Source organism: Ovoidimarina sediminis (genome assembly GCF_032586175.1).
Taxonomy (GTDB): Bacteria; Pseudomonadota; Alphaproteobacteria; order Rhodobacterales; family Rhodobacteraceae; genus Ovoidimarina; species Ovoidimarina sediminis.
Genome location: NZ_JAWHTE010000015.1, coordinates 101060 through 126887, shown reverse-complemented (window position 1 = coordinate 126887; position 25828 = coordinate 101060). Strand labels below are relative to the sequence as shown.

28 protein-coding genes and 1 pseudogene are annotated in these 25828 nt (G+C 65.8%); 19 read left to right on the top strand and 10 right to left on the bottom strand.

The window, feature by feature from the left end; all coding sequences use genetic code 11:
* The coding region (locus RXV90_RS16990) for a transposase (protein WP_316650078.1) at positions 1 to 516 on the bottom strand (516 nt) is incomplete at its 3' end.
* A gap of 261 nt (positions 517 to 777) precedes the next feature.
* Between RXV90_RS16990 and yajC the strand changes: the two genes are divergently transcribed.
* The 12 genes from yajC (at position 778) to RXV90_RS16930 (ending at position 9392) form a co-directional block, all read left to right on the top strand.
* Positions 778 to 1104 (top strand): preprotein translocase subunit YajC, encoded by a 327-nt coding sequence (gene yajC, locus RXV90_RS16985; RefSeq protein WP_316650077.1) that lies wholly within the window; start codon positions 778 to 780, stop codon positions 1102 to 1104.
* Between the two features lie 14 nt (positions 1105 to 1118).
* Positions 1119 to 2780 (top strand): protein translocase subunit SecD, encoded by a 1662-nt coding sequence (gene secD, locus RXV90_RS16980; protein ID WP_316650076.1) that lies wholly within the window; start codon positions 1119 to 1121, stop codon positions 2778 to 2780.
* 4 nt (positions 2781 to 2784) lie between these two features.
* Entirely contained in the window at positions 2785 to 3759 is a 975-nt protein-coding gene (secF, locus tag RXV90_RS16975) for a protein translocase subunit SecF (protein ID WP_316650075.1), read from the top strand.
* Positions 3752 to 4513, top strand: coding sequence for a sulfite exporter TauE/SafE family protein (locus RXV90_RS16970; RefSeq protein ID WP_316650074.1), 762 nt, complete (start codon positions 3752 to 3754; stop codon positions 4511 to 4513). The genes secF and RXV90_RS16970 overlap by 8 nt, the downstream gene beginning before the upstream one ends.
* Positions 4510 to 5250 (top strand): sulfite exporter TauE/SafE family protein, encoded by a 741-nt coding sequence (locus RXV90_RS16965; protein ID WP_316650073.1) that lies wholly within the window; start codon positions 4510 to 4512, stop codon positions 5248 to 5250. Before RXV90_RS16970 ends, RXV90_RS16965 begins: the two co-directional genes overlap by 4 nt.
* 50 nt (positions 5251 to 5300) lie before the next feature.
* Positions 5301 to 5654 (top strand): Mth938-like domain-containing protein, encoded by a 354-nt coding sequence (locus RXV90_RS16960; RefSeq protein ID WP_316650072.1) that lies wholly within the window; start codon positions 5301 to 5303, stop codon positions 5652 to 5654.
* A 42-nt stretch (positions 5655 to 5696) separates the two neighbouring features.
* Positions 5697 to 6320 carry a heme ABC exporter ATP-binding protein CcmA gene (gene ccmA / locus RXV90_RS16955; RefSeq protein ID WP_316650088.1) on the top strand — a complete coding sequence of 208 codons (624 nt, stop codon included), beginning with the start codon at positions 5697 to 5699 and terminating at the stop codon, positions 6318 to 6320.
* Positions 6317 to 6973, top strand: coding sequence for a heme exporter protein CcmB (gene ccmB / locus RXV90_RS16950; protein ID WP_316650071.1), 657 nt, complete (start codon positions 6317 to 6319; stop codon positions 6971 to 6973). Before ccmA ends, ccmB begins: the two co-directional genes overlap by 4 nt.
* Before the next feature lie 44 nt (positions 6974 to 7017).
* Positions 7018 to 7746, top strand: coding sequence for a heme ABC transporter permease CcmC (ccmC, locus tag RXV90_RS16945; protein ID WP_316650070.1), 729 nt, complete (start codon positions 7018 to 7020; stop codon positions 7744 to 7746).
* On the top strand, positions 7746 to 7898 hold the full coding sequence (gene ccmD, locus RXV90_RS16940; protein WP_410482377.1) for a heme exporter protein CcmD: 153 nt from the start codon (positions 7746 to 7748) through the stop codon (positions 7896 to 7898). The genes ccmC and ccmD overlap by 1 nt, the downstream gene beginning before the upstream one ends.
* Complete coding sequence (locus RXV90_RS16935; RefSeq protein ID WP_316650069.1) at positions 7891 to 8430, top strand: DsbE family thiol:disulfide interchange protein; 540 nt, start codon at positions 7891 to 7893, stop codon at positions 8428 to 8430. The genes ccmD and RXV90_RS16935 overlap by 8 nt, the downstream gene beginning before the upstream one ends.
* 596 nt (positions 8431 to 9026) lie before the next feature.
* A complete protein-coding gene (locus RXV90_RS16930) occupies positions 9027 to 9392 on the top strand; it encodes a calcium-binding protein (protein WP_316650068.1) in 366 nt (121 codons plus the stop codon).
* A 60-nt stretch (positions 9393 to 9452) separates the two neighbouring features.
* On the opposite strand, the gene RXV90_RS16925 is transcribed toward RXV90_RS16930, so the two are convergent.
* Entirely contained in the window at positions 9453 to 10181 is a 729-nt protein-coding gene (locus RXV90_RS16925) for a hypothetical protein (RefSeq protein WP_316650067.1), read from the bottom strand.
* A gap of 43 nt (positions 10182 to 10224) precedes the next feature.
* Here RXV90_RS16925 and RXV90_RS16920 point away from each other — a divergent pair, with 43 nt between their 5' ends.
* Both RXV90_RS16920 and RXV90_RS16915 read left to right on the top strand, forming a co-directional pair.
* Complete coding sequence (locus RXV90_RS16920; RefSeq protein WP_316650066.1) at positions 10225 to 10842, top strand: calcium-binding protein; 618 nt, start codon at positions 10225 to 10227, stop codon at positions 10840 to 10842.
* A gap of 58 nt (positions 10843 to 10900) precedes the next feature.
* Positions 10901 to 11569 carry a Fe2+-dependent dioxygenase gene (locus tag RXV90_RS16915; RefSeq protein ID WP_316650086.1) on the top strand — a complete coding sequence of 223 codons (669 nt, stop codon included), beginning with the start codon at positions 10901 to 10903 and terminating at the stop codon, positions 11567 to 11569.
* A gap of 6 nt (positions 11570 to 11575) precedes the next feature.
* Here the strand turns inward: RXV90_RS16915 and argF are convergent, their stop codons facing one another.
* Together argF and RXV90_RS16905 are read right to left on the bottom strand one after the other, a co-directional pair.
* On the bottom strand, positions 11576 to 12502 hold the full coding sequence (argF, locus tag RXV90_RS16910; protein ID WP_316650065.1) for an ornithine carbamoyltransferase: 927 nt from the start codon (positions 12500 to 12502) through the stop codon (positions 11576 to 11578).
* A 33-nt stretch (positions 12503 to 12535) separates the two neighbouring features.
* Complete coding sequence (locus tag RXV90_RS16905) at positions 12536 to 13717, bottom strand: aspartate aminotransferase family protein (RefSeq protein ID WP_316650064.1); 1182 nt, start codon at positions 13715 to 13717, stop codon at positions 12536 to 12538.
* 236 nt (positions 13718 to 13953) lie between these two features.
* Here RXV90_RS16905 and RXV90_RS16900 point away from each other — a divergent pair, with 236 nt between their 5' ends.
* Positions 13954 to 14889 (top strand): DMT family transporter, encoded by a 936-nt coding sequence (locus RXV90_RS16900; protein WP_316650063.1) that lies wholly within the window; start codon positions 13954 to 13956, stop codon positions 14887 to 14889.
* Here RXV90_RS16900 and RXV90_RS16895 read toward each other — a convergent pair.
* Positions 14861 to 15664 carry an ABC transporter permease gene (locus tag RXV90_RS16895; RefSeq protein ID WP_316650062.1) on the bottom strand — a complete coding sequence of 268 codons (804 nt, stop codon included), beginning with the start codon at positions 15662 to 15664 and terminating at the stop codon, positions 14861 to 14863. The two genes, RXV90_RS16900 and RXV90_RS16895, sit on opposite strands and share 29 nt — an antisense overlap.
* A gap of 126 nt (positions 15665 to 15790) precedes the next feature.
* Between RXV90_RS16895 and RXV90_RS16890 the strand changes: the two genes are divergently transcribed.
* Positions 15791 to 16348, top strand: coding sequence for a GcrA family cell cycle regulator (locus RXV90_RS16890; RefSeq protein WP_316650061.1), 558 nt, complete (start codon positions 15791 to 15793; stop codon positions 16346 to 16348).
* Positions 16349 to 16442: 94 nt separating this feature from the next.
* Positions 16443 to 17045 (top strand): hypothetical protein, encoded by a 603-nt coding sequence (locus tag RXV90_RS16885; protein WP_316650060.1) that lies wholly within the window; start codon positions 16443 to 16445, stop codon positions 17043 to 17045.
* A gap of 53 nt (positions 17046 to 17098) precedes the next feature.
* Here RXV90_RS16885 and RXV90_RS16880 read toward each other — a convergent pair whose 3' ends face one another.
* A complete protein-coding gene (locus tag RXV90_RS16880; protein ID WP_316650059.1) occupies positions 17099 to 18151 on the bottom strand; it encodes a S8 family serine peptidase in 1053 nt (350 codons plus the stop codon).
* A gap of 222 nt (positions 18152 to 18373) precedes the next feature.
* Positions 18374 to 20284 carry an AsmA family protein gene (locus RXV90_RS16875; protein WP_316650058.1) on the bottom strand — a complete coding sequence of 637 codons (1911 nt, stop codon included), beginning with the start codon at positions 20282 to 20284 and terminating at the stop codon, positions 18374 to 18376.
* Positions 20285 to 20406: 122 nt separating this feature from the next.
* Between RXV90_RS16875 and rimO the strand changes: the two genes are divergently transcribed.
* Together rimO and RXV90_RS16865 are read left to right on the top strand one after the other, a co-directional pair.
* Positions 20407 to 21798 carry a 30S ribosomal protein S12 methylthiotransferase RimO gene (gene rimO, locus RXV90_RS16870; RefSeq protein WP_316650084.1) on the top strand — a complete coding sequence of 464 codons (1392 nt, stop codon included), beginning with the start codon at positions 20407 to 20409 and terminating at the stop codon, positions 21796 to 21798.
* 213 nt (positions 21799 to 22011) lie between these two features.
* Positions 22012 to 22641 (top strand): hypothetical protein, encoded by a 630-nt coding sequence (locus RXV90_RS16865; RefSeq protein WP_316650057.1) that lies wholly within the window; start codon positions 22012 to 22014, stop codon positions 22639 to 22641.
* 121 nt (positions 22642 to 22762) lie between these two features.
* Here the strand turns inward: RXV90_RS16865 and RXV90_RS16860 are convergent.
* The 3 genes and pseudogenes from RXV90_RS16860 to RXV90_RS16850 form a co-directional block, all read right to left on the bottom strand.
* Positions 22763 to 22852: pseudogene (locus RXV90_RS16860) on the bottom strand (transposase); the annotation flags it as partial.
* A 140-nt stretch (positions 22853 to 22992) separates the two neighbouring features.
* Positions 22993 to 24843, bottom strand: coding sequence for a glutaminase A (gene glsA, locus RXV90_RS16855; protein ID WP_316650055.1), 1851 nt, complete (start codon positions 24841 to 24843; stop codon positions 22993 to 22995).
* Positions 24844 to 25072: 229 nt separating this feature from the next.
* The gene (locus tag RXV90_RS16850) at positions 25073 to 25822 is read right to left on the bottom strand and encodes a DsbA family protein (protein ID WP_316650054.1); all 750 of its coding nucleotides are present in this window, start codon (positions 25820 to 25822) and stop codon (positions 25073 to 25075) included.
* Positions 25823 to 25828: the final 6 nt, after the last annotated feature.

Sequence of the window (25828 nt, the reverse complement as noted above, 5' to 3'; positions counted from 1 at the left end):
CACATCGATCCGATCAGGGTCCCACTCGGCCTTGGCCGCGGCGTACTGCTTGTTCGCGTCCGCCCGGATGAGGCTGGCATCCGAGGCGAAGGTCTGACCTCCAACCAGGCCCTCGGAGATGCAGCGGGCGACGATGCTCTCGAACAGGTGCCGGAAGAGGTCACAGTCCCGGAACCTGCCGTGGCGGTTCTTTGAGAAGGTTGAGTGATCGGGCACAGGATCGGTCAGATCGAGGCGACAGAACCAGCGATACGCCAGGTTCAGACGAACCTCCTCGCAGAGCCGCCGCTCCGACCGGATGCCGAAGGCATAACCAACGATCAGCATCCGGATCATCAGCTCGGGATCGACCGAGGGGCGGCCTGTCGTGCTGTAAAATGGTGCCAGATGTCGGCGCATCTCGCCGAGATCGACGAACCGGTCCATGGCACGCAACAGATGATCCGGCGGGACGTGATCCTCAATCGAGAACTCGTAGAACAGCGCACCTTGCGCCACCTGCCGCGGCCCCATCATCGCCAGACCTCCCTTGCCTCGGGAGAAGTGAATCAGCCGATGACGCGCCCCTCAAGTGGAGTTTTTCAACACAATCGGCTCGAAGCGGACCTTCGCCGCAAAGCATCCCCGCCACCTCTCGCCCCCCGAGCCGCCCCCACGTCAGCCCTCACGCCGCCCATTTCGCCCCCGCCCTTGCTTGCCATCGGCAAAACCCACAGATAGAAGACCGGAACTCGAACGAGGGGTCTGATGCGCCCCGTCAAAACAGGGCTACTTTCCATGTTCGCAACACCGGCCTACGCGCAAGCCGCAGGTGGCGGAGCCGCCGCTTTCGGCAGCTTCATCCCGCTCATTCTGATCTTCGCGATCATGTATTTCTTCCTGATCCGTCCCCAGCAGAAGAAGGTGAAGGAACATCAGGCCATGGTCGCGGCCCTGCGCCGGGGCGATCAGGTCGTGACGCAAGGCGGGCTCATCGGCAAGGTGACCCGCGTGAAGGAAGAGGCCGATAACGAGGTCGAGGTCGAAATCGCCGATGGCGTGAAGGTGCGCGTCGTGCGCAGCACGATCTCCCAGGTGCTCTCGAAAACCGAACCCGCGGCGTAAGCGGGGCCCCCGCCATGATCCAAATCGAAGCCTGGAAACGGGTAATGATCTGGCTGACGCTGGCCGTCGGCCTCATCCTCGCGGCCCCCAACCTGTTCTATGATCGCGTCGAAAAGCACAACGATGCCCTGGCCGAGATCGAGGTTTTGGGCACCACCCCCGAACGCGAGGCGGATCGCGCGCGCTGGCCCGATTTCCTGCCCAGCGGGCTCGTGAACCTCGGGCTCGATCTTCGCGGCGGTGCGCATCTTCTGGCCGAGGTTCAGGTCGAGGATGTCTATGCCTCCCGCATGAACGGCATGTGGTTCGATGTCCGCGATGCTCTGCGCGAGGTGCGCGATCAGGTCGGCACGATCCGCCGCCAGCCAAGCCCGGATGACGAACTCCGCGTCCGCATTTCCCAGCCCGAGGGGCTTGAAACCGCGCTCGAAACCGTCCGCGGCCTCGCGCGCCCGATCGTTTCCTTCACCGGCGTCGGCGGGTCCGACATCGAGGTGGCGGGGCAGGGCGATGTCATCACCATCCAGCTCACGGTAGAGGAAAAGGCGGCCACCGACGACCGCACGATTCAGCAATCGCTCGAGATCATCCGCCGCCGGGTCGACGAGGTCGGCACCCGCGAACCCACGATCCAGCGCCAGGGCGAAGACCGGATCCTGATCCAGGTGCCCGGCGTCGGCTCCGCCCAGGAACTCAAGGATCTGATCGGCACCACCGCCCAGCTCACCTTCCACCCGGTGGTGGGCATCGGCACCTCCGCCGATGACACGGGCGAGGGCCGCACCGTCACCTATCCGTCCATCGACGAACCGGGCGTGTTCTACGTGCTCGAACAGTCGCCCGTCGTCACCGGCGAACAGCTGACCGACGCGCAACCTTCCTTCGATCAGAACGGGCGTCCCGCCGTCACCTTCCGCTTCAATCCCGCCGGCGCGCGCGACTTCGGCGATTACACGGCCGAAAACATCGGCTCCCCCTTCGCCATCGTCCTCGATGAAGAGGTGATCTCGGCCCCCACGATCCAAAGCCACATTCCCGGCGGGTCGGGCATCATCACCGGCAACTTCACGATCGAGGAATCGACGAACCTCGCCGTTCTCCTCCGCGCCGGCGCCCTGCCTGCCGAACTCACCTTCCTCGAAGAACGCACCATCGGCCCGGAACTGGGCGAGGATTCCATCGAAGCGGGCCGCATCGCCTGCCTCGTGGCCTTCGCCGCCGTCCTCGTCTTCATGGCGGCCTCCTACGGGCTCTTCGGCATCTTCGCCAACATCGCGCTTATCCTGAACATCGCTCTGATCTTCGGTCTTCTCTCGCTGATCGGCGCCACGCTCACGCTGCCCGGCATCGCCGGGATCGTGCTCACCATCGGCATGGCGGTCGACGCCAACGTGCTGGTGTTCGAACGGATCCGCGAGGAACTGAAAACCGCCAAGGGCCCCGCCCGCGCCATCGAACTCGGGTACGAAAAGGCGCTCTCGGCCATCATCGACGCCAACATCACCACGTTCATCACCGCGGTGATCCTTTTCGCCGTGGGCTCGGGACCCGTGCGCGGCTTCTCGGTGACGCTGGGCCTTGGCATCCTGACTTCCGTCTTCACCGCCATCTACGTGACGCGCCTTCTGATCGTCATCTGGTTCGAGCGGAAGCGGCCCCGGACGATCGAGGTCTGATCCCATGCGCCTGAAACTCGTCCCCTCCGAAACCAATTTCGATTTCTTCGCCCGCTGGAAGCTCTGGCTCGGCATCTCCGGGGCGATGATGGTCGTTGCCCTCGTGTCGTTCCTCCTGCAGGGCCTCAACTACGGCATCGATTTCTCTGGCGGCACCACGATCCGCGCCGAAAGCACGTCGCAGATCGATGTGGGCATCTATCGCGAGGCCTTGCAGCCCCTGAACCTCGGCGATGTCACCATCGTCGGCGTCTTCGACCCGACTTTCGCGGGCGCCCAGAACATCGTGTCCATCACCATCCAGGCCCAGGACGGGGCCGAAGCGGTGGGGGCGGGCACGATCGAGGCCTTGGGCGCCGCGCTCCAGGCGGCCGATCCCGGGCTCCAGCTTCCGTTCTCCTCGGTCGAATCCGTGGGCCCCACGGTGTCGGGAGAGCTGATCACGACCGCGATTCTCGCGGTTCTCCTCGCGATCGGCGCGGTCCTCGTCTACATCTGGCTCCGCTTCGAATGGCAGTTCGCGGTGGGCGCGGTGATCGCGCTCGTCCATGACGTGATCCTGACGATCGGCATCTTTTCCGAGCTTCAGATCCGCTTCGACCTGCCGATCATCGCGGCCCTTCTGACGATCGTGGGCTATTCGCTGAACGACACCGTCGTTGTGTTCGACCGGGTGCGCGAGAATCTGCGCCGCTACAAGAAGAAGGATCTGAAGGAAGTCCTGAACCTCTCGATCAACGAGACGCTCAGCCGGACGTTCATGACGTCCTTCACCACGCTTCTGGCGCTCTTTTCGCTGTTCTTCCTGGGCGGCGACGTGATCCGGGGCTTCGTCTTCGCGATGATCTGGGGCGTGATCGTCGGAACCTATTCGTCGATCTTCGTGGCCTCGGCCACGCTGCTCTTCCTGGGCGTCAAGCGCGACTGGTCGAAACCCTCGGCCGGCGCCGGAACGCAGTTCGAGAACATAGATGCCTGAGGCCCTGGCGGCAGCGTTTGCGTTGCCGCTGGTCCCGGTTCTCGCCGCAACGGCTCTGGCAGGTCTCGTCTACGGTTTCGCGGGCTTCGGGGCTGCGCTCGTCTTCATGCCCATCGCCGCGGCGCTGATCGACCCGGTCCTTGCCATTGTCGCCTTCGCGCTCGGCACGCTGTCCTCCCTCGTCACCCTCGTCCCGGCGGCCTGGAGGCAGTGCGACCGGCGCGTCACGCTCCTGATGATCGCGGCGGCCAGCGCCACGCTCCCGGCGGGCATCTGGCTGCTGAAGATCCTCGATCCCGAGGCGATCCGCCTCGCCGTCGCCCTCGTCGCGGCGGTCACGCTCGGCGCCCTGATCCTCGGCATGCGCTTCACCATCCGCCCCGGGCTCGGCCCTAGCGTGGCGGTGGCGGGCGCGGCGGGGGTGATGGGCGGGGCGACGGGGCTCCTCGGGCCGATCGTGATCCTCTTCAACCTCGCCACCGGCGACGGGGCAGGGCGGGTACGCGCGAACACGTTGATCTTCCTCACGCTCACAAGCCTGATCGTCCTCCCGCAGATGGCCCTGCAGGGCCTCCTGAAACCCGAAGCGCTCTGGCTCGGCACCATCATGCTTCCGTTCTACGGGGCGGGAAGCGTCCTCGGCCGCCACCTCTTCCGCCCCGAACGCGAACGCGCCTACCGAATAGCCGCCTATGCGATCATCGGCCTCGCCATCGTCACGGGGCTTCCGGTCTTCGACGGGCTCAGGGGATGATCGCCGGGCTCGAGACGGGCCAGTTCGCTCTCATCGCCGCCGCGGCCTTCACGGCGGGGCTTGTCCGGGGCTTCTCGGGCTTCGGCACGGCGATGATCTACCTGCCCATCGCGGGCCAGGTCCTGTCGCCCTTCGCCGCGATAACGACGCTTGTTCTGATGGATATCGTCTCGCCCCTCCCGAACGCCCCGCGCGCCTGGCGCGAAGGCGAGCCGAAGGATCTGATCCGCCTCGGCACCGGTTTCGTCATCGCGCTTCCCCTGGGCATCTGGCTTCTGACGCAGGTCCCGGCAGAGGTCTTCCGCTACGCCGTCTCGGGCGTCGCCCTGGTGCTTCTTCTCTGCCTTGGTCTCGGCCTCCGATACCGGGGAAACCTCGGCCGCCCGATGATCTTCGGCACGGGGCTTCTCTCCGGCATCACGGCGGGCACGGCGGGTCTCCCGGGCCCGCCGGTGATCCTGCTCTACATGACAAGCGCCCGGCCATCGCAGGTGGTGCGCGCCAACACGCTCCTCTACCTCATCCTGTCGGATACGGTGATCCTGCCCACGCTCGCGCTTTTCGGCCGCCTCGACGGGGGCGCAATCCTTCTGGGGCTCCTGATGATCCTGCCCTGCGGGGCAGGCAACATCCTGGGCGCGCGGTTCTTCCGCCCGGGGCACGAAGGGCTCTATCGCCGCGTCGCCTACGCGCTCATCGCGCTCTCGGCGATCTCCGGCCTCCCGCTCTGGGACTGAGGGCACCGTTCCCTGTTCAATTCCTCGCCCGTCCGCGCTAAACCCGTGCCATGCGGTTGAACGAAATCACCTATACCGGGGCACAACCCGTCGAAGGCTACGGGCCCGGCTTCTTCCGGATCGGCGGCACGGTGCATCACGGCGCGCTCGTCATCCTGCCCTCGGGCATCGGCCCCTGGGGTGGCTATGATGATGCCGAAACGCTCGTCGCGGCGGCAGAGGCGCTCGACGTACTCTTCATCGGCACCGGGGCCGAGATCGCGCATATTCCGGCCCCGCTCCGCACGACGCTGGAAGAGGCGGGCCTCGGGGTCGAGGTCATGGCCTCGCCCGCCGCCTGCCGCACCTACAATGTCCTTCTCAGCGAAGGCCGCCGGGTTGGCCTTGCGCTCGTTCCGGTCTGACGGCGTCTTCCCCGCGCCGGTTCCCCGGGGTAGACCGTGCCCATGATCCTGTCGGCCCATGACATCTCCTGCGCGCGCGGCGGCGTCCCGATCCTGTCGGGCGTCTCCTTCTCGGTGGGGCCCGGGCAGGCGCTCGTCCTGCGCGGCCCGAACGGGATCGGCAAAAGCACGCTTCTTCGAACCCTCGCTGGCCTCCAGCCCGCGCTCTCGGGCCGTCTCGACGCGCCAGAAGAGGGGCTGGCCTATGCCGGCCATCTCGACGGGCTGAAGGCGGTGCTGACGGTGGCGGAGAACCTCGTCTTCTGGGCCGAGATCTTCGGCACGCGCGATATCGCCCCGGCGCTCCGCGCGTTCGACCTCACCGACCTGGCCGACCGCCCGGCCCAGAACCTTTCGGCCGGGCAGAAACGCCGCCTCGGCCTTGCCCGCCTCGTGGTGACGAACCGGCCCGTCTGGCTCCTCGACGAACCCACCGTGTCGCTCGACGCGGCCTCCACGGCCCGGTTTCGCGATCTGATCGCCGATCACCTCGCCGGCGGCGGCGCGGCTGTCATCGCCACCCATATCGATCTGGGGTTCGAGGCGGAAACGCTGGACTTGGGCCAGTACCGCGCGGCGCCGGGGCAGGGCGACACCCGCGACGCCTTCGACGAGGCCTTCGTATGAGGGCGCTGGTCCTCCGCGACATCCGCCTCGCGATCCGCGCGGGCGGCGGCTTCGGGCTCGCGCTCGCCTTCTTCCTGATCGTCGTGGTGCTGGTGCCCTTCGGCGTCGGGCCGGACACGGGCGTGCTCGGCATCCTCGCGCCGGGGATCCTCTGGGTCGGCGCGCTCCTGGCCTGCCTTCTCTCGCTCGACCGGATCTTCGCCATCGATCGCGAAGACGGCTCCCTCGATCTTCTGGCAACCTCCCCGATCCCGCTTGAAGGGCTGATCGCCGCCAAGGCCGTCGCCCACTGGGTGACGACCGGCCTGCCGCTGGCGCTCGCGGCCCCCGTTCTCGGGCTTCTCCTGAACCTCGCACCGGGGGGCTATCTCTGGCTCGCGGTCAGCCTTTTGATCGGCACGCCCGCGCTGTCGATGATCGGCACCTTCGGCGCGGCCCTGACGGTGGGGCTGAAGCGCGGCGGGCTTCTTCTGTCGATCCTCGTCCTGCCGCTTTACATCCCCACCCTGATCTTCGGCGCCGATATCGTGCGCCGGGCAGCCGAAGGCCTGACGCTCGGGCCGGGCCTCGCCCTCCTGGCCGGCGTCACGCTGGCCAGCGTCGCCCTGCTGCCCTTCGCCGCCGCCGCCGCCCTCCGCGTCAATCTGCGCTAACACGTACCATTGTGGAGTTCCGCGGCCCCCCCTAAATTCCGCCCATGTCGTTCTGGGAATTCGCCAATCCGCGCCGCTTCATGGGCATTGCCGACAGGGTCGCGCCGGTCTCTTTCGTGATCGCGGGCCTCTGCCTCGCGGCGGGGCTCGGCTGGGGCTTCTTCTTCACGCCCGACGATTTCCGCATGGGCTCGACGGTCAAGATCCTCTACATCCATGTCCCCGCCGCCACCATGGCCACGTCGGCCTGGGCGATGATGGTCGTCACCTCGCTCGTCTGGCTGATCCGGCGGCATCACGTCTCGGCGCTCGCCGCGAAGGCCGCGGCCCCCATCGGGGTCACCTTCACCCTGATCGGGCTTCTGACCGGCGCGATCTGGGGGCAGCCGATGTGGGGCACGCCGTGGGAATGGGATCCCCGGCTCACCTCCTTCCTGATCCTGTTCCTGTTCTATCTGGGCTACATGGCGCTCTGGTCGGCAATCGAGGATCCCGACATGGCGGCCGATCTCACCTCCGTCCTCTGCCTCGTCGGCTCCGTCTTCGCGGTCCTCTCCCGCTACGCGGCGGTGTTCTGGAGCCAGGGGCTCCACCAGGGCGCAACCTTCTCGCTCGACAAGGAGGAAAACATCGCCGACGTCTTCTGGTATCCCGCGATCCTCGCCATGGCGGGGTTCTTCTTCCTCTTCGTGGCGCTCGTCTTCTACCGTACGGCGACGGAAATCCGGGCCCGCCGGCTCTACGCCCTCGAAATCCGCGAAAAGGCCGCCTGATGCCCGATCTCGGAACATATTCCTTCGAGGTGCTTTCGAGCTACGCGGTCACGCTGGCGCTTCTCGCTGCGCTGATCTGGCTCAGCGTCAGCCGCGCCCGCAAGGTGCGCCGCGCCCTCGAAGCGGCCGAGGCCCGGGTGAAGAATGGCTAGGATCAAGCCCCTCATGCTGCTGCCGCCGCTTCTTTTCGCGGCCATCGCAGCCGTGTTCTTCGTCGGCATGCAGCGCGAAAATCCCAACGTGCTGCCGTCTGCGCAAGAAGGCTTCCCCGCCCCGCCGATCGATCCCATCGCCGTCCCGCCCTATCCGGTCTTCGATCAGGCCGCGCTCACGGCCGACGGCATCAAGGTGGTGAACTTCTGGGCCAGCTGGTGCGCGCCCTGCCGGTCCGAACACCCCAACATCATGGAACTGGCCGAGGAATTCCCGGTCTACGGCGTCAACCGCGACATCACCTTCGATCAGGCCCGCGCCTTCCTCGATGAACTCGGCAACCCCTTCGACGGGGTCGTCCACGACCCGAAGAACCGCCAGTCGATCGAATGGGGCGTCTACGCGCTGCCGGAAACCTTCTTCATCGACGGCAACGGCAACGTGATCCTGCACTATCGCGGGCCGATCACGAAACGCCATCTTGACGAAAGGATACGCCCGGCCATCGATGCCGCAACACGCGGCGGATGACCGGGCGCCGGAGGGTCGCCCCCCCGAGATACACACTGCGCTGCGGGACCCCGCAGCAGCACTCGTCAAACCAAGCCAGCAAGAGCCAGCAGAATGAACCCGCCCAGCTCAACCACTGGGATACTGAAAGGCAGGTATCTAAAAACCGACCTGCTATGACACTCGTTACGCTTCATTGCTCGCCCCCGTGACGACTTAGATTTGCCTCAATTTGTCCGGGCCTCCGAGGAAACAGTCACTTTTATGCTGAACTGCGGACGGGGGCGAAACGCTGGCCGGAAGTTCGCGGAATTGTTGCCGGGAACGGTGACAGAGGCGCCCCGGTTCCGCCACAAATCGAACCGCCCCGCAGCCGCGTGAGTCGCCGCACGGCGCCCGGCGCGCCGGACGGGATGCAGCCTCGCTTCTCCGGCATTACCCTGCATAAACAATTTTCTTGCTAGGTCGTTGAACGTGTGCTCAAATTCTCCCGGGGAAGGGCGAAAACTTCAGAAAATCAACAGGTCACATGGCGCTTTTGGCGTCGTGAGGGGCGTATTTTGCCCCCTTGGCAAACGTTGTCGCGCCAAAGGCGCGCGAAATGGGGGAAGACATAGATGAAACCGATTAGACCAGACGGCACGGGCGTTGCGATTGGAACCGAGGACGACGACCGGATCTTCGGCGATGACAACGACAACACCTTGTCGGGCCTCGGCGGCAGCGACCTGATCAAGGGCGATGGCGGCGACGACACGATCTACGGGGACAGAAGACTTATCGACGGAAACCCCGTTAAGATCATACTTGACGGAAGAGGCGACAGCGACACGATTCAGGGCGGCGACGGCGACGACACGATCTTCGGGGACGGACGTGTCATCAAAACGGTTGGGACCATTGGGCAGGGGAATGGCGGCGCAGCCGAAGTTATCGGCGGTGACGACAGCCTCAAGGGTGATGATGGCGACGACACGATCTAAGGCGATGGTCTCGCCAACGGTGGAAACGGGCGCGCGGGGATCACTTCAAATCCAAACCAGCTAGACGGCGGCACAGGCGGCACAGCGAAGGTCAGCGGAGGTAACGATTCCGCGGTCGCTGGCAGCGGCGAGGATGTGATTTACGGCGATGGCATCGCCACCGGCGGCAGTGGCGGAGGTGGCGTAAAAAGTAACTTTGGAATGACATTTCTTGACGGGGGAAAGGGCGGGGCCGGTGGAACCGCCACGATAGTCGGCGGCGAAGACGTGATCTCCGGCAATAACGATAACGATATCCTCTATGGTGACGGGGTGGCCACCGGTGGCAACGGAGGGAACGGCGGACGCGGTTCTGACGGCCGCGATGGGCGCGATGGCGCCCCGGGAACCGATGGCGTGAACCCCGGTGATCCCGGAGGAGACGGGGATCCGGGCGGGATTGGTACCACTGGCGCCACTGGCGGTAACGGCGGCAACGGCGGCAACGCCGTTCTCAACGCCAGTGAATTCGGCCACGACACGCTCGACGGCGGCGCGGACGACGACACGATCTATGGCGACGGGATCGTGATTGGCGGCGACGGCGGCACTGGTGGCACTGGCGGCAACGGCGGGAATGGCGGCACCGGCGGCGACGGGGCTGAGGATCCGACCGGTGTCGGAGGCGACGGCGGTAACGGCGGCGACGCTGGAACTGGCGGCAATGGCGGCGACGGTGGCGATGGCGGCGACGGCGGCGACGCCACCCTCTTCGGCGGCGATGACATCATCTACGGCGCAAGCGGGCACGACCTGATCTACGGCGACGGCATTGCAACCGGTGGAGCGGGTGGTGACCAGGGCGCTGGCGGTGCAGGTGGCGAAAAAGGGGTTTGCTGGCTCTGGCGGCTTTGGCGGCACAGGGGGCGGAGAGAATGGCTCCGAAGGCGATGTTGGCGCCCTGGGCTCTCCGGGATCGCCCGGCCAGTTCGGCACCGATGGCCAGGGCGGCGACGCCACCATTGTCGGCGGCGACGACATGATCTACGGCGGCGAAGGCGACGACACCATCTACGGCGACGGCATCGCAACCGCGGGCGCCGGCGGCGAAGGCAACAGCAGCACCTCGACGCTGACAGGCGGCGACGACATCATCGAGGGCGGCGAAGGCAACGACACGATGTGGGGCGACGGCACCGCCGATACCGTCATCGGCGGCGCAGATACCTTCGTCTTCGGGCCGAACAGCGGCGCCGACACGATCATGGACTTCGAGATTGACAAGGACCTCCTCGACGTCAGCGCCTACGGCATCACGGATCTGGGCGACATGTTGATTATTGGCAACGCGACACAAACCGTGATCTTCCTCGATGGCGGGGCCATCCTTGGCGGGTCCAACATGATCACGCTGGAAGGCGTCGATGTGGATCTCATCAATGCCAGCGACTTCATCTTCGACGTGATCTGACCGAAACCATGCCGCCGCCGGGGTTTCCCGGCGGCGGCGGCACGAAGGCACCAAACCCCTGTTCCTCCAGATCAACAACATCCTGACCCCTGACGAGGTCGCCACGATCCGCGACTGGATGATGGCGCACGACTTCGTCGATGGCCGCGCCACCGCCGGCTACCGCGCCAAGCGGGTGAAGAACAACGAACAGATCGGCAACGATGCAACGGATCGCAATGAGATCGACAACCTCGTCCTCTCGGGCCTCCGCCGCAGCACCGATTTCCGCAATCTCCTCTTCCCGGCCCGCGTCCAGCGCCCGCTTCTCAGCCGCTACCGCGAGGGGATGGATTACGGCCTCCACGTCGACGACGCACTCATGGGCGCAGACGCGCAGTTCCGCACCGATGTCTCGGTCACGCTCTTTCTCAGCGATCCCGAAAGCTACGATGGCGGCGAACTCGAGATCCACAGCACTTTCGGCATCCGCCGCCAGAAGGCCCCTGCAGGCGCGGTGCTGACCTATCCGTCCTCGACGCTCCACCGCGTCGTGCCCGTCACGCGCGGCGAACGCCTCGCCGCCGTCACCTGGGTCCAAAGCCGCGTCCGCGATCCCGAACGGCGCGAGACCCTGCGCGATCTCGACCGGATCTGCCAGAAAATGCAGGCCGTGGCTCCCGACAGCGACGAAACCGACCTCGCCTTCAAGACCCGCGCAAACCTGTTGCGCTCCTGGGCCGAATAGCCGCCCTCACACCCCCGCGCACCACCGCATGATCGCCTTCTGCGCGTGCAGCCGGTTCTCCGCCTCGTCGAAGATCACCGATTGCGGGCCGTCCATCACCGAATTCGTCACCTCTTCCTCCCGGTGCGCGGGCAGGCAGTGCATGAACACCGCATCGGGCGCGGCCTTCGCCATCAGCGCGTCGTTCACCTGGTAGGGGCGCAGAAGGTTGTGCCGCCGTTCCCGCGTCGAGGGCGCGTCATGCATCGATACCCAGGTGTCCGTCACCACCAGATCGGCCCCCGCCACGGCGGCTTCGGCATCCCGTTCGATCCGCACCTTCGCGCCCCGCTCCCGCGCGAAGGCCACGAAGGCATCCTCCGGGTCAAGTGGCTCGGGCCCCGCGAAGGTCACGTTGAACCCAAGCTGCCCGGCGGCATGCAGGAAGGACGCGCAGACGTTGTTGCCGTCGCCCAGCCAGACAACCGTCTTGCCCTGAATGGGGCCCCGGTGCTCCTCGTAGGTCATGAGGTCGGCCATGATCTGGCAGGGATGTGTGCGGTTCGTCAGCCCGTTGATCACCGGCACCGTCGCGTGCTCGGCCAGTTCCAGAAGGCTCGTTTCCTCGAAGGTCCGGATCATGATCATGTCGACATAGCGCGACAGCACCCGCGCGGTATCGGCAATGCTCTCGCCATGGCCCAGCTGCATCTCCGATCCGGTCAGAAGAAGCGTCTCGCCCCCCATCTGCCGCACCCCCACATCGAACGACACCCGCGTCCGGGTCGAAGGCTTCTCGAAGATCAGCGCCACCATGCGCCCCGCGAATGGCGTGTCGTCATCAGGCGCCCCCTTCGGGCGCCCCCGGCGCGCCGCTTTCATCGCGGCGGCAGAGGCCAGCATGGCCTTCAGATCGGCAGGGTCGGTCTTATGGATGTCCAGGAAATGGGGCATCTCGGGTCTCCGGAATAGATCAGGGCAGGGCGCTCAGGCGGCGGGCGCGGCGAGGCTTTCCGCCGCGCGCTCCAGCCGGCTCACGGCCTCGGCGATTTCGTCATCGGTGATCGTCAGCGCGGGAAGAATCCGCATCACGTCCTCGGCGGCGGGCACGGTCACCACATGCGCGCCATAGCCGGCGGAAACGATGTCGCCCACCGGACGGCGGCATTTGAGGCCCAGCATCAAGCCCTGGCCGCGCACCGCTTCGAACAGCGCGGGATGCGCGGCGACAAGGCCTTCGAGTTTCTGGCGCAAAAGCCCCGCCTTCCGGTTCACCTCGTCAAGAAAGGCGGGATCGCTCACGATCTCCATCACCGCGGTCCCCACGGCACAGGCCAGCGGGTTGCCGCCATAGGTCGACCCGTGGGTGCCCGCCGTCATCCCCGACGCCGCGCGCTCGGTCGCCAGCACAGCGCCGAGGGGGAAGCCGCCGCCAATCCCCTTCGCCACCATCATCACGTCGGGGTCGATCCCCGCCCATTCATGGGCGAAAAGCTTGCCGGTCCGGCCCATCCCGCATTGCACCTCGTCAAGAACCAGAAGCGCCCCGGTCTCGTCGCAGAGATCACTCAAACCCTTCAGGCACGGGTCGGGCAGCACGCGAATGCCGCCTTCGCCCTGGATCGGTTCCACCATGATCGCCGCCGTACTCTCACCCACCGCCGCCCGAAGCGCCTCGTGGTCGCCCCAGGGCACATGCACGAAGCCGGGCAGAAGGGGTCCGAACCCCTTCGTCATCTTCTCCGATCCCGCCGCGGCGATCGCGGCGGAAGAGCGGCCGTGAAAACTGCCCGAGAAGGTCACGATCTCCACCCGCTCTGGGTCGCCCGCCTCGTACCAGTACTTCCGCACCATCTTCACGGCCAGTTCGCAGGCCTCCGTCCCCGAATTGGTGAAGAAAACCGTATCGGCGAAAGTCGCCCCCACAAGCAGATCCGCAAGCTTCTGCTGCTCGGGGATCTCGTAGAGGTTCGACAGGTGCCAGACCTTCCCGGCCTGCCGCGTCAGCGCCTCTACCAGCGCGGGATGCGCATGCCCCAGCGCGTTCACCGCGATCCCCGCCCCGAGGTCGAGGTATCGCGCGCCCCCCCGCTCGGTCAGCCAGACGCCGTCGCCCGACTCGAACGAAAGCGGCGCGCGGTTATAGGTGGGCAGGATCGAGGGAAACATGGGGGTTTGGTCCTTTTCGAGAAGCCCAAGGGGTAGGAGCGCGCTCGGGCCAAGTCAACGGAAAGTGGGAAAGAGGAACGGGATGTGCACCGCACGCACATCCGGACGCATCAGCGTCGGCGTCGAAGCGCTATCTGTCCGGCAATCCTCATGGGCCGGGCGATAGCGCGCGGGCCGGGCGCTGTCCAGCCATTTCCGCAATGGCGCGCCGGCCCGCGTTGGTGTAGCGCCACGCCATGCGCACCGGGATCACGAACACGCCCCAGGCAAAGGTCTTCACCCCGGCGCGGGAGGATCCGGTGCGCGCGATCCTCTTCATGCTGGGCTCCACCGTCTTCATCGCCACGGCCTCGCTTCTGGCCAAGACGCTGACGACTGGCGCGATCGGCCCCGCGCTCTCGCCGCTTCAGGTCAGCCACGGGCGCTTCATCTTCGCACTTCTGGCGATCGCCGGGGCGGCCCTCGCGCTCCGCCTCAGGTTTCACCGCGTGAACCTCCCGGTGCACATCGCGCGCACCTTCTGCGGCTGGGCGGGGATCTCGCTCCTGTTCGCGGCCATCGCCTTCATTCCGCTTTCGGATGCCACGGCAATCAGCTTCCTCAACCCGGTCTTCGCCATGCTCCTCGCTATCCCGCTTCTGGGCGAACGCGTGGGGCCCTGGCGGATCGGCGCGGCCTGCCTCGCCTTCGCCGGCGCGCTGGTGCTCTTGCGGCCGGGGCAGGGGGCGCTGGAGACCGGCGCGCTTCTCGCCCTCGGCGCGGCATTGATCCTCGGGTTCGAGATCATCCTGATCAAATGGCTCAGCCGGGCCGAAAGCCCGCTTCAGATCCTCCTCGTCAACAACGCCATCGGCACGGTGATCGCGACCCTTGCGGTGCTCTTCGTCTGGGTGCCGCCCACGGGCGCGCAATGGGCGGCGCTCGCCGCGATCGGCGTCACGATGGCCTGCGCGCAGGGCTGCTTCGTCAACGCGATGGCGCGGGCCGAGGCAAGCCTCGTCGTCCCGTTCAGCTACGCCACGCTCCTCGTCGCCACGCTCTTCGACGCGGCGGTCTTCGGGGTGATCCCGGGCCGGATCAGCCTCACCGGCGGCGCGATGATCGTCGCGGCCGGCCTCGTCCTGGCCTGGCGCGAAAGCCGCCTCAGGCCTTCAGGCGATAGCCCGTCCTGAACCAGTACCACGATAGCGCCAGCACCGCCGCCGTCGCCGCCGCCGCCACGGCGAAGCCGAGGGCCGGGGAACTGTCTGACACCCCGATCACCCCGAACCGCACCCCGTCGATCAGGTAGAAGACGGGGTTCATGTGGCTCGCGGCCTGAAGCCAGCCGGGCAACCCCTCGATCGAGTAGAACGTGCCCGACAGGAAGGCGAGCGGGGTGACGATGAAATTCGTGATCGCCGCCATATGATCGAACTTCTCGGCCAGGATCGCCGCGATCAGCCCCAGCCCGCCCAGAAGCGCGGCTCCGAGGATCGTGAAGGCCAGCGCCACGAACGGATGCGCCAGCGGCACGCCCAGCCCCACGACCATCACGATCCCCGTCGATACCGCGACCAGTACACCCCGCGCCACGGCGCCGGTGACATATCCGATCACCAGCTCCGCCGCCGACAGGGGCGGCATCAGCGTATCGACGATATTGCCCTGCACCTTCGCCACCATCAGCGAGGATGAGGCATTGGCGAAGGCGTTCTGGATCACCGTCATCGTCAGGATGCCCGGCGCCAGGAAATGCAGGAACGGCACCCCCATCACATCGCCACGGCTCGGCCCGATCGCCAGCGCGAAGACGGCCAGGAACAGCCCCGCCGTCACCAGGGGCGCAAGCACCGTCTGCGTCCAGACCGACAGGAAGCGCATCACCTCCCGCCGGGCCAGCTCGTAAAGCCCCAGCCAGTTCCACCGTCCGAACCGCCGCGCGCCCATTTGCCGGGTGATGCCCATCACTGCTCTCCTTTTCCGTCGGCCTGTCTTGTATCCCGGGCCCCGGTGCTTAGAATAGGGCTCAGGCGAAAAATGAAAGCGGCCTCCCACAGGGGCCGCTTTTTCGAGAGAGAGACAGGTGCCGAGATGTCCTGGACGGATGAACGGGTCGAGCTGCTGAAAAAAATGTGGAGCGATGGGCAAAGCGCAAGCCAGATCGCCAAGGAACTGGGCGGGGTCACCCGCAACGCGGTGATCGGCAAGGTGCACCGGCTCGGCCTGTCGAACCGCACGGCGGCCCAGCCCGCCAAGCCGCTGAAGGAAAAGGAAAAGCCGGAAAAGGCCATGGCGTCCGCCAAGGCCGACACCGCCGCCGAGGCGGTGGCCGATCCCGCACCGGCCGAACGCCCCTCCACCCCGGCGCGGCGCGCGATCATCCCCGCCGGCCAGCCGCTTCCGCCACAGCCCTCCGCGAACGAAATCTCGCCCGAGGCGCTTGCCAGCGTCCGCGAGGTCGAAAAGAAATCCAAGAAAATCAGCCTGATGGAACTTACGGAACGCACCTGCAAGTGGCCCGTGGGCGATCCGGCGACCGATGATTTCTGGTTCTGCGGCCTGCCCGTGCAGCAGGGCAAACCCTATTGCGAGGCCCATGTCGGCGTGGCGTTCCAGCCCATGTCGTCCCGGCGGGATCGTCGGCGTTAAGGCAACGTCCCAAGACTTTCCTCACCTTTGACAAAAACTCGCGCCGGTTCACCGGTTAGGCTCGTTGAAAGAGCCGCCGAACGGACTGGCGTGAATGGCGAGGCGCAGAGCGGATCATATCCCGCATTGGAAGCGCGCCGATCTTCTGTCGGCATGCGCGTGCCTGTGCCTGCTCTCCGCCCAGCCGGCCCCAGCCGATACCTTCGCCGAAGGGCTGACGCTCGTCAGCGTCGATGTGGGAGGTCTGTCCTCCCTGGCGTCCAGCTATGAAATTCTCAGCGGCGGCCTCTCCGACGGCTCGCGCTATTCCTTCGATCGCTACTACGCCTCCGATTACCAGGACATCCGCTTCACCATGCTCTCGCCGGTTAGCGAGACCTTCGGCATCCTCTGGGGCTTCGGCACCGGTGAACGCGGCAACAAGTACCGCATCGATCCCAGCCTGAAGATCGGCTTCGTTCTGACCGAGCCGATCACGAAGAACGAATGGGTCTCGCTCTCCGTCTCCACGGTGATCGGCGGCTACTTCCGGGAAGAGGCCTGCACGGCGGATTACGGCGCGATCGGCGGCGTCCAGCGGGTGAACTGCCGGATGGCGGATTCGATCCTGCCGCCGTCCGAAACGCTCGAATACCTCGAAAATCGCCCGCCCGAAGATCAAGTCTTCATCTCACTCCGCTACCACCTGCGGTTCTGAAACGAAAACGGCCGGGGATGTCCCCGGCCGCTCTGTCTCGGTTGGATAGGTGCCTACTGCGGAATTGAAGCTGGCGAAAGCGCGCAGGACAGGCAGGCCTCGCCCATGCCGTGAATGCTCGCGCTATAGTTCCGGATCGTATCCGTCCGCGCCGTCGACAGCAGTTGGTCAACGACCTGCACTGGCGTTGCAGTGTCGAACTTGTCGCCCAGAAGCGCGGCATAGCCCGACACGATCGGTGCCGCGAAAGACGTGCCTTCAAGCCCGCCATTGTCACCGGATTTCACTCCGACGACGAGGAACTGCTGCTGCGCAACAACGTTGTCACCCGCTACCGTCGAATAGCGTGCCATCGAAGCCTGCTTCTTCGCATCGCCATCCTTGGTCAGGGCCCCGACGAAGATCGCGCCGTCCGCACCGATAAGCTGTTCGTTCAGCGCATCATAGACCGTCACAATCTGACCACCGATGATCGCTGCGAACGGATCGGTCAGCGCGCCGCCGTTGGTGTTGCCCGCAGCCTTCACGAAGACCGCACTGCCCGCAAACGCCTGGTCAACAATCGAGTCGCCTAGGGCCCCGAGGTTTACACTCGTGGCATTCACGTCTTCCGCCAGCGCAAAGCTCAGGTTGACGACGTTCAGATCCCCGGACGTCGCGCTGTAATAGGAGGTGATCGAACTGTTGATGTTGCTGTCGTAGTCGACGCCGCCAAGCGCGCTGTCCGAACCCGCCCTGGACGCATCCGGCGCCACAAGCGAGGCCTGAAGCGTTGTCCACTCACCATGGAAAAGGGCCTGTGTCGTTCCGTCGAGATTGCCCGAATACTGCGCGCCGTCAAAGCTGTCGACCACGATCAGATGCGATCCGACGCCCGTGTAGGCCCCGCCCAGATCGCCGGGCGAGAACGCAAGCGCCACATCGGGATGCATCCAGGAGTAATAGCCCTCAACCGTAGGGCCACCGCCCTTGCCGCCGCCGGGGCCGCCCTTATCTCCACCGCCGCCGCCGCCGACGGGACGACCCTGTGCTTCGGCAATTCCGCCAGTGGCCGCCAGAATGAGTGCGACCGACACCGACAATCCAAGTGCCGCAAATTTCTTCATTACCGTTTCTCCCCTCAGAGATGACGCTACGGTAACCTGAATGTGATTTCCGTCAAAACTTAGCCGGATTCCCGCCGAATATGGCCGGAATAGGGCGGGAATCCCCGCCAATACGAAACAATTCTGAGCAGCCGCTCAAGGATTGTTTCGAAAACGCAAAACCAGCCCCGCCATGATTTGCACCGCTCGAAGGCACCCCACGCCGGGGCAGGGGGCCCGGCCTCACCGGTTCAGCAAGCCCCCCAGCCCCTTCTTCAGCACGTCTTCCAGCCCGCCTTCCACCGCGTCCTTCAGTTCGTCCTCGACGCGCTCCTTCACCTCTTTCTCCACCCGCTCGCGCACCTCCGTCTCCACCCGCTCGCGAATCGCGCCCTCGATGTCCAGCCGCACGCGCGGGTTGTCCCAGCTGCCCGTCACCCTGAGCGGCACCTTCAACCCGGCATTCTCGCCCCCCAGAAGCTCCGGCACCACGCTCAGGTCCAGCGTCTGCCCGCCGATCCCGATCCGCCCCGATCCCGTGGCCCGGAACAAGGGCGCGGTCAGCCGCAGGTCGTCATTGATCACCACGCCGTCGACGATCCGGAACGTGCCGCTGATCTCGTCGAAGATCGTGGTATGACCCTGCCCGACATAGGACGGGTCGAGGTTCCGAAGCATCCCGGCGATATCAAGGCCCAGAAGCTCGCCCGCCCCCACCCGGAACGCGCCATTCCCGTTCAGCGAATTCATCAGCCGGTCCATCGAATTGCCGACACCCAGCACGTCAAGCTGCAGGTCCCCCGCCGCCACGATCCGGTCATAGCCCACAAGTTCCGACAGCAGGCGCGAGATCGCGAAGGCCGATCCGGCGATGTCCAGCCGCGTCGAAAACCCGTCGCGGCCGTTCAGCACAAGCGTGCCCGCCGCCGAGCCGTCATAGGCCTGAAGCCGCGCGATCTCCGTCACCGCGCGCCTGTCCTCGATCACCGTCTCCGTTGCCAGCGCCCCGATCGTCGACGTGCCCAGCCTGAGGCCCGAGGCCGTCACGCCGATCCGCCCGTCGATCAGGCCAAGCGCGCTCACGTCGAAGGGCTCCGTAGACCATCCCGTGGTGGCCCCGGCCGCGTTCGTCTCCGCACCCCCCCCGGTCTCGACACCGCCCAGGTCGAAATTGCCAAGGTTCAGATCGGCCTGCACCACGGGCCGCGCGCCGCCCAGCCGCACCTGCGCCACCCCCTGCACCCGGTTCTCGTCCAAAGTCAGGTCCAGATCGGCGACCGAAAGCGTTTCGTCCTCGAAGGCCACCAGCGCGGTCGCTTCCATCCGGTCGCGCCCAAGCCCGCGCGGCAGATCGGGCGCAGGCTGCCCCAGGGCCGCAAAGACCCGGGCAAGATCCGACGCGCTCGCCCGCAGCGCACCATCGAGCGCCGCGGGCTGAAGGCCGAGGATGCCATCAAGCGCCACCTCTGCCGACCCAAGCGTCAGCGCCGCCTGAAGCGGCGAGGTCCCGCCCGCCAGAAGCTCTGACAGCGCCACCACCTCCGCCTCGCCGGAAAACGCCGCTTCGCCCATCCGCGCGGCCATCGCAAGTGTCACGGGTCCCGCACTGTCGGGGAACCCCGCGGTCAGGTCGATATCGTCCAGCCGCACCGTCGTGCCATCCGCGGGCGTAAAGATCACCGTGCCGCCCGTGATCCGCGCCGCGTCAAGCGTCAGCGCCCGCGATGCGCCGGTTCCGCCGCCGCCCGCGCCCGCGGCGGGCGCGCTCCCGGCCTCTCCGAAGGCCCAGTTCCCCGTGCCATCGGCCCCGGTCGCCAGCCGGATCACCGGCTCCCGTATCTCGATCCCCGTCACCCGGATATCACCGAAGATCGTCCCGGGATCGATCCCGACGGAAATGCCCGCGGCCTCCACCATCGGCTCGGGCCCCGCCCAATCCGCATTCTCCAGCAGGAACGCCCCCGTCGTCACCCCCAGCACGGGCCAGAGCGTCGGGCGAACATCGCCCTCGATCACCAGCGCCCGGCCCGTGGCCGCCTCGAACCGGTCGGTCGCGATCGCCGCGATCCGCTCCGTCGGCACGAGAAACAGCGCCCCCACGGCAAGGACGATCAGAAGAACGACAAGCCCCAGAAGGCGCCAGACCCATTTCATCGAAAGTGCTCCACCTGCTCTTTTTCCCAACGCTACGCCGTGACGAAACCCGGTTCAATCGCCTTCCCGGCACGCCAAGGGCGATTGCGGGCGCGCCCGCCCTCCGCTATCTCCCCGGGGCCATGAGCCAGAACCCGCCAGACCTGCGCCCCGACCGCGCCAACGCCCGCCTCGACGCGGCCGCGGTCGGCGTGAAGGGCAGGGGCCGCCAGCCCACCATCGGCATGGTCTCCCTCGGCTGCCCCAAGGCGCTTGTCGACAGCGAACGCATCCTCACGCGGCTCCGCGCCGAAGGCTATGCGATCAGCCCCGATTACACGGGCGCCGAGGCGGTGATCGTCAACACCTGCGGCTTCCTCGACAGCGCCAAGGCCGAAAGCCTCGAGGCGATCGGCGAGGCGCTTCAGGAAAACGGCCGCGTGATCGTCACGGGCTGCCTCGGTGCCGAACCCGAATACATCACCGGGGCGCATCCGAAGGTTCTCGCCGTCACCGGGCCGCATCAGTACGAGGCGGTGCTCGATGCGGTCCACGCCGCCGTCCCGCCCGCGCCCGATCCGTTCATCGATCTTCTGCCCGCCCGCGGCGTCAGCCTCACCCCGCGGCACTACAGCTACCTCAAGATCTCCGAGGGCTGTAACCACAAGTGCCGCTTCTGCATCATCCCCGACATGCGGGGCCGCCTCGTCTCGCGCCCCGCCCACGCGGTGATGCGCGAGGCCGAACGGCTGGTCGAGGCTGGCGTCAGGGAACTCCTCGTCATCAGCCAGGACACCTCCGCCTACGGGGTCGACACCAAACATGCCGAGGCGAACGGCCACCGCGCCCACATCACCGATCTCGCCCGCGATCTCGGGGGCTTGGGCGCCTGGATCCGCCTCCACTACGTCTATCCGTACCCCCATGTGCGCGATCTGATCCCGCTCATGGCCGAGGGCCGCGTGCTCCCCTATCTCGATATCCCCTTCCAGCACGCCCATCCCGACACGCTTCGCCGCATGGCGCGGCCCGCGGCGGCGGAAAAAACGCTCGACCGCATCGCCGAATGGCGCGCCATCTGCCCCGACATCACGCTCCGCTCCACCTTCATTGTCGGCTACCCGGGCGAGACGGAGGCGGAATTCCAGACGCTCCTCGACTGGATGGACGAGGCCCGGCTCGACCGCGTCGGCTGCTTCAAATACGAAAACGTCGCCGGCGCCCGCTCGAACGCCCTCCCCGATCACGTCCCCGACGAGGTGAAGGATGACCGCTGGGCCCGCTTCATGGCGCGTGCCCAAGCCATCTCGGAAGCCAAGCTCGCGACGAAAGTCGGCCAGACGATCGAGGTCATCGTCGACGAGGTCGACGAAGACGCCGCCACTTGCCGCACCAAGGCCGACGCCCCGGAAATCGACGGCAACCTCTTCATCGACGAAGGCCACCAAGGGCTGAACCCGGGCGATATCGTCACCGTCACCGTCGACGAGGCGGGGGAATACGACCTCTGGGGGCGGCTGACGGCCGGGGGATAAGACGTCGGGGCATTTCCGAGAGACATGTCGGCTCTGCGGACGAAGCCGCACTTCGGAAGAAAGCCTGACGACAGTCCAGAATCGCCTGCTGCGAGGATGCGGGGACAGAGCCGCCAGTCCAGCCCGGGCCGAACATGGACCGAAAATTAGTGATTGAACTCAAACCGTTGGTTATATTTCTTGAATGTTAATTCAATTTTGGGGGTTGATAGTATGAAGTTGTCCGTTTTCGTTCCCGCGCTAGCGGCTGGTGTGATTTCCTTGTCGTCGGCCGAGGCGTCGACATTTGCTTCTACCGCTGATGCGTCATTGGTAGGCGGGTACAGCTTTTATGCTGTCCAATCGTTCACGGCGACCGAGAATAACATTTCAGGGTTCGACGTGTTCATTTCGGGGACGGGGACGGCTGGGACTATTGAAGTGGATCTTACAATCTACTCGGACGCCGAGCTCACCAATGCTCTGGTAACGGCGACCGATACGGAAGTAAGCAGAAGCACCTTTGCCGAGTTCACGTTTGACCCGGTCGAACTGATTATCGGAGAAACATACTACCTCTACGTTGACCCGGATGATCTGTTGGCTGTCGGCACCGCTTGGAGCGATCCTTACGCCGACGGCGCGATTGTAAAGGTTGGCGGGGGGCGTCTGGTCCCGTCGGCGGACATGATTTTCAATGCATTCTATGATCCGGAGTATGGCGTAGAGGGTGACGGAGACGAGCGCCCGCTGCCCTCAATACCGCTTCCGGCAAGCGCATGGTTGCTGCTTGGGGGAGTTGGCATACTCTTGGGGAAGCGAAGAAAGCGAGAGACTTGGAATAGCAAGAGGCGCGGGCAGTGATGCGGCGTCTTTGCCGGATATGGTCGCGCCGAATATCGAACGGATTTCAATGACCGCTCCGGGCCGATTGTGTTGAAGACGTCGGGTTGAGGAGCGCGATCGGATCGGTCAGACCGGGCCGGCAGAACCGCCGCTCCGACGGAATGCCGAAGGCATATCCCCCGATCAGCATCCGGATCATCAGCTCGGGATCGACCGGCGGCCGTCCCGTAGAACAGCGCGCCCTGCGCCACTTGCCTCGGCCGCATCATCGCCAGACCTCCCATGCCTCGGGAGAAGTGACTCAGCAGCTCACCCTGCTCTCAAGCCGAGGTTTTCAATCCTATCGGCTCAAACCAGCCATCAGCCGCCTCAATCCAAACTCCGGATCTCCTCGTTCGCCTGGCGCAGCCGCCCCGCCAGATCCTTCACGATATTCGCCAGGATCGTCGCCATGATCTGCGGGCGCTCCACCGACAGCGTCCGGATCTTATCGAGCGAGAACTTGTAGGCGACCAACGCGTTATCGGCATGAACGTCCGCCGTCCGCTCGCCACCGTCGACCAGCGCCATTTCCCCGAAGGTTGCACCGGGGCCAAGCGACGCAAGCCGCCGCCGCCGCCCGTCGCCCAGCGTGATCGACACGCTCGCGCTGCCGCTCGCCAGGATATAGAACGCCTCGGCCGGATCACCCTCGGCAATGATCCTCTGTCCGCCCATATAGCTGACCGGCGAGACGATGCTTTCGAGAAGCCGGTAATCCTCCGGCTGAAGCCCTGAAAAGATCGACAGCCGCGACAGGGAATAGACCGATCGATCCACCAGATCGTAATGGTCGCCCAGCAGGCGGTCCTCGGCCGCCTGAACCGCCAGGTCGAGGTCCGGGTACCGCTCGACGCCATCGCACTGCGCCGCGATCTCGCCGGCAAGGCGCGCCAGCGCGGTGCTGTCGCCCAGCCCGCTCATCGTGACACGGCAACCGAGCGCCAGGAACTCCCTCAGCGACTGCACCAGCAACCGGCTCGCAGCGGCATCCGCGTATCCCACCCTGCGAAAGTCGATCACAAGCTCCTCGACCTCCGAGGTTTCGGCCGCCAGCCGGCGAATGACCGTTTCCGCCGACCCGAAGTACAGCGCGCCCTGCAGCTCGGTAACCGAAACCCTCTGACCATGCCGCTGAAGCCAGGCCCGCTCCGACTCCGAACGCATCCGCTTCGACATGGCCTCGCTGGCCCGGCGGTGGTGCCGGATCACCGTGCCCGCCGTCGCCCGCTCGCGAAAGCCGTGCAGGCCGAACTCCCGGCTGATCGCCTTGCACACCTCGACCCCCCGCACCGAATTGCCATGCGGGTCCAGAGGCGGCGACCAGACGGCAATGCCGGCCTGTCCCGGGATCACCGCGATCACGCCGCCCGACACCCCGCTCTTGGCCGCGATCCCCACCTCATAGGCCCATTGCCCGGCATAATCGTACATGCCGCAGGTGCTCATCAGCGTCAGCACATCCTGTACATGCTCGGGTTCGAAGATCTCGTCCCGGGTCAGGGGATGCTGGCCCAGATTGCCCAGCGTCGCGGCCATATAGGCCATGTCGCGGCAATTCACCCGGATCGAGCATTGCCGGAAGTAAAGATCCAGCACCCGCTCCGGATCCTTGTCGATCATCCCCGTGTTCAGCATCATGTAGGAAATCGCCCGGTTCCGGTGCCCGGTTTCCAGCTCCGACTGGAACACGGCGTTGTCGATCGACAGGGGCCGACCCGCCAGGCGGCTGAAAAGGTCGGTGACCGAGGTCTCGGCCTGCGCGTCGTACAGGATGTTGGCGATCGAGATCGCGCCGGCATTCACCATCGGGTTGAAGGGCCGGTTGTGCACCTCGTCCAGCACGATGGAATTGAACGCTTCGCCGGTGGGCTCCACGCCGACCCTTTTCAGAACGGCCTCGGTCCCGTACGTCATCAGCGCCTGGCCATAGGTAAAGGGCTTCGACATCGACTGAATGGTGAATTCCGTGGTCGTCGCGCCGCATTCATAGACGGTGCCGTCCATCGTCGCCACGGCGATGCCGAAGCTCATCGGATCGGCATGGGCCAGCTCCGGGATATAACTTGCCACCTCGCCCGAGGTGTTCTTCAGAAGCGTTTCGCGCAGCCCTTCGAGATACCGGGTGATCGGCGAACTGAACGCCGACTGGCCCGCCGGAGCGCCCGGCTCTGTGTGCATCTTGCTTCCGTCCACTTCGATTTCCCCACCGCCGGAGCCCTTGATCCCATGGGCCGGGCCCGGTGCGTTCGCCACGCACATGCGTTTCGTGGCCCGAGGCGGGCGGCACCGCAAATTCCCGGCGCGGATCGCCGCGCAACAGCGACCGCGGCCACACCGGGCGCGGAAAAAAAGGGCAGATTGTCGGGATCTGCCCAATTCCCGGGATGTTTTGGGATGCGCCCCGCCGCTACTGCGTCCGCACTTCCATCACTGTCGCCATCATCTGTGGCAGGGGCAGGTATCCGCGCACCATCCGGTCCTTGAACACGAAACCGGGCGTGCCGTTGATCTCAAGCTTCTGCGCCAGTTCGTGGTTCGCCCGGATCACCGCCGAAACCTCCTCGCTGTCCATCCGCCGCATGATCTTGAGCGCCGACAGGCCCTTGTCCTCGGCGATCCGCTCCAGCGTGTCCCGGGTGAACGTGCCCCGATGCGCGATCAGCGTGTTGTTGATGTCCTCGTAGGCCTCCGGCCCGTCGATCTGCAGCACCGAGATCGCAAAGCGTGACGCCTCGACCGATTCTTCCCCGAGGATCGGGAATTCCTTGATGATCTTCTTGATCCGCCCGTCGGCCTCCAGAAGCCGCGCGATCTCGGGATGCGCCTTCCGGCAATAGCTGCAGCGATAGTCGATGAACTCGACCATCACCACGTCGCCGTCGGGATTGCCGCCGATGAAGGAAAAATCGTCCTCGAAGATCTCTTCGGAAAGTTCTGAAATCAGGGCCACTTCCGCGCGCGCCCGCTCCTCCGCCTCGCGCTGTTCCAGCACGGCGACGGCCTCCATCAGAACGCGGGGGTTTTCCAGAAGGTATTCGCGCACCGCGGCGCCGAAGGCCTCCTTCTCGGACGCGCTCATATCGCTCGGGTCGAACGCGGCGGCCCCGCCCGCGGTCAGCGCGACAAAGCTTGCCGCAAGGGCTGTGGTACGGATCATTCCGTT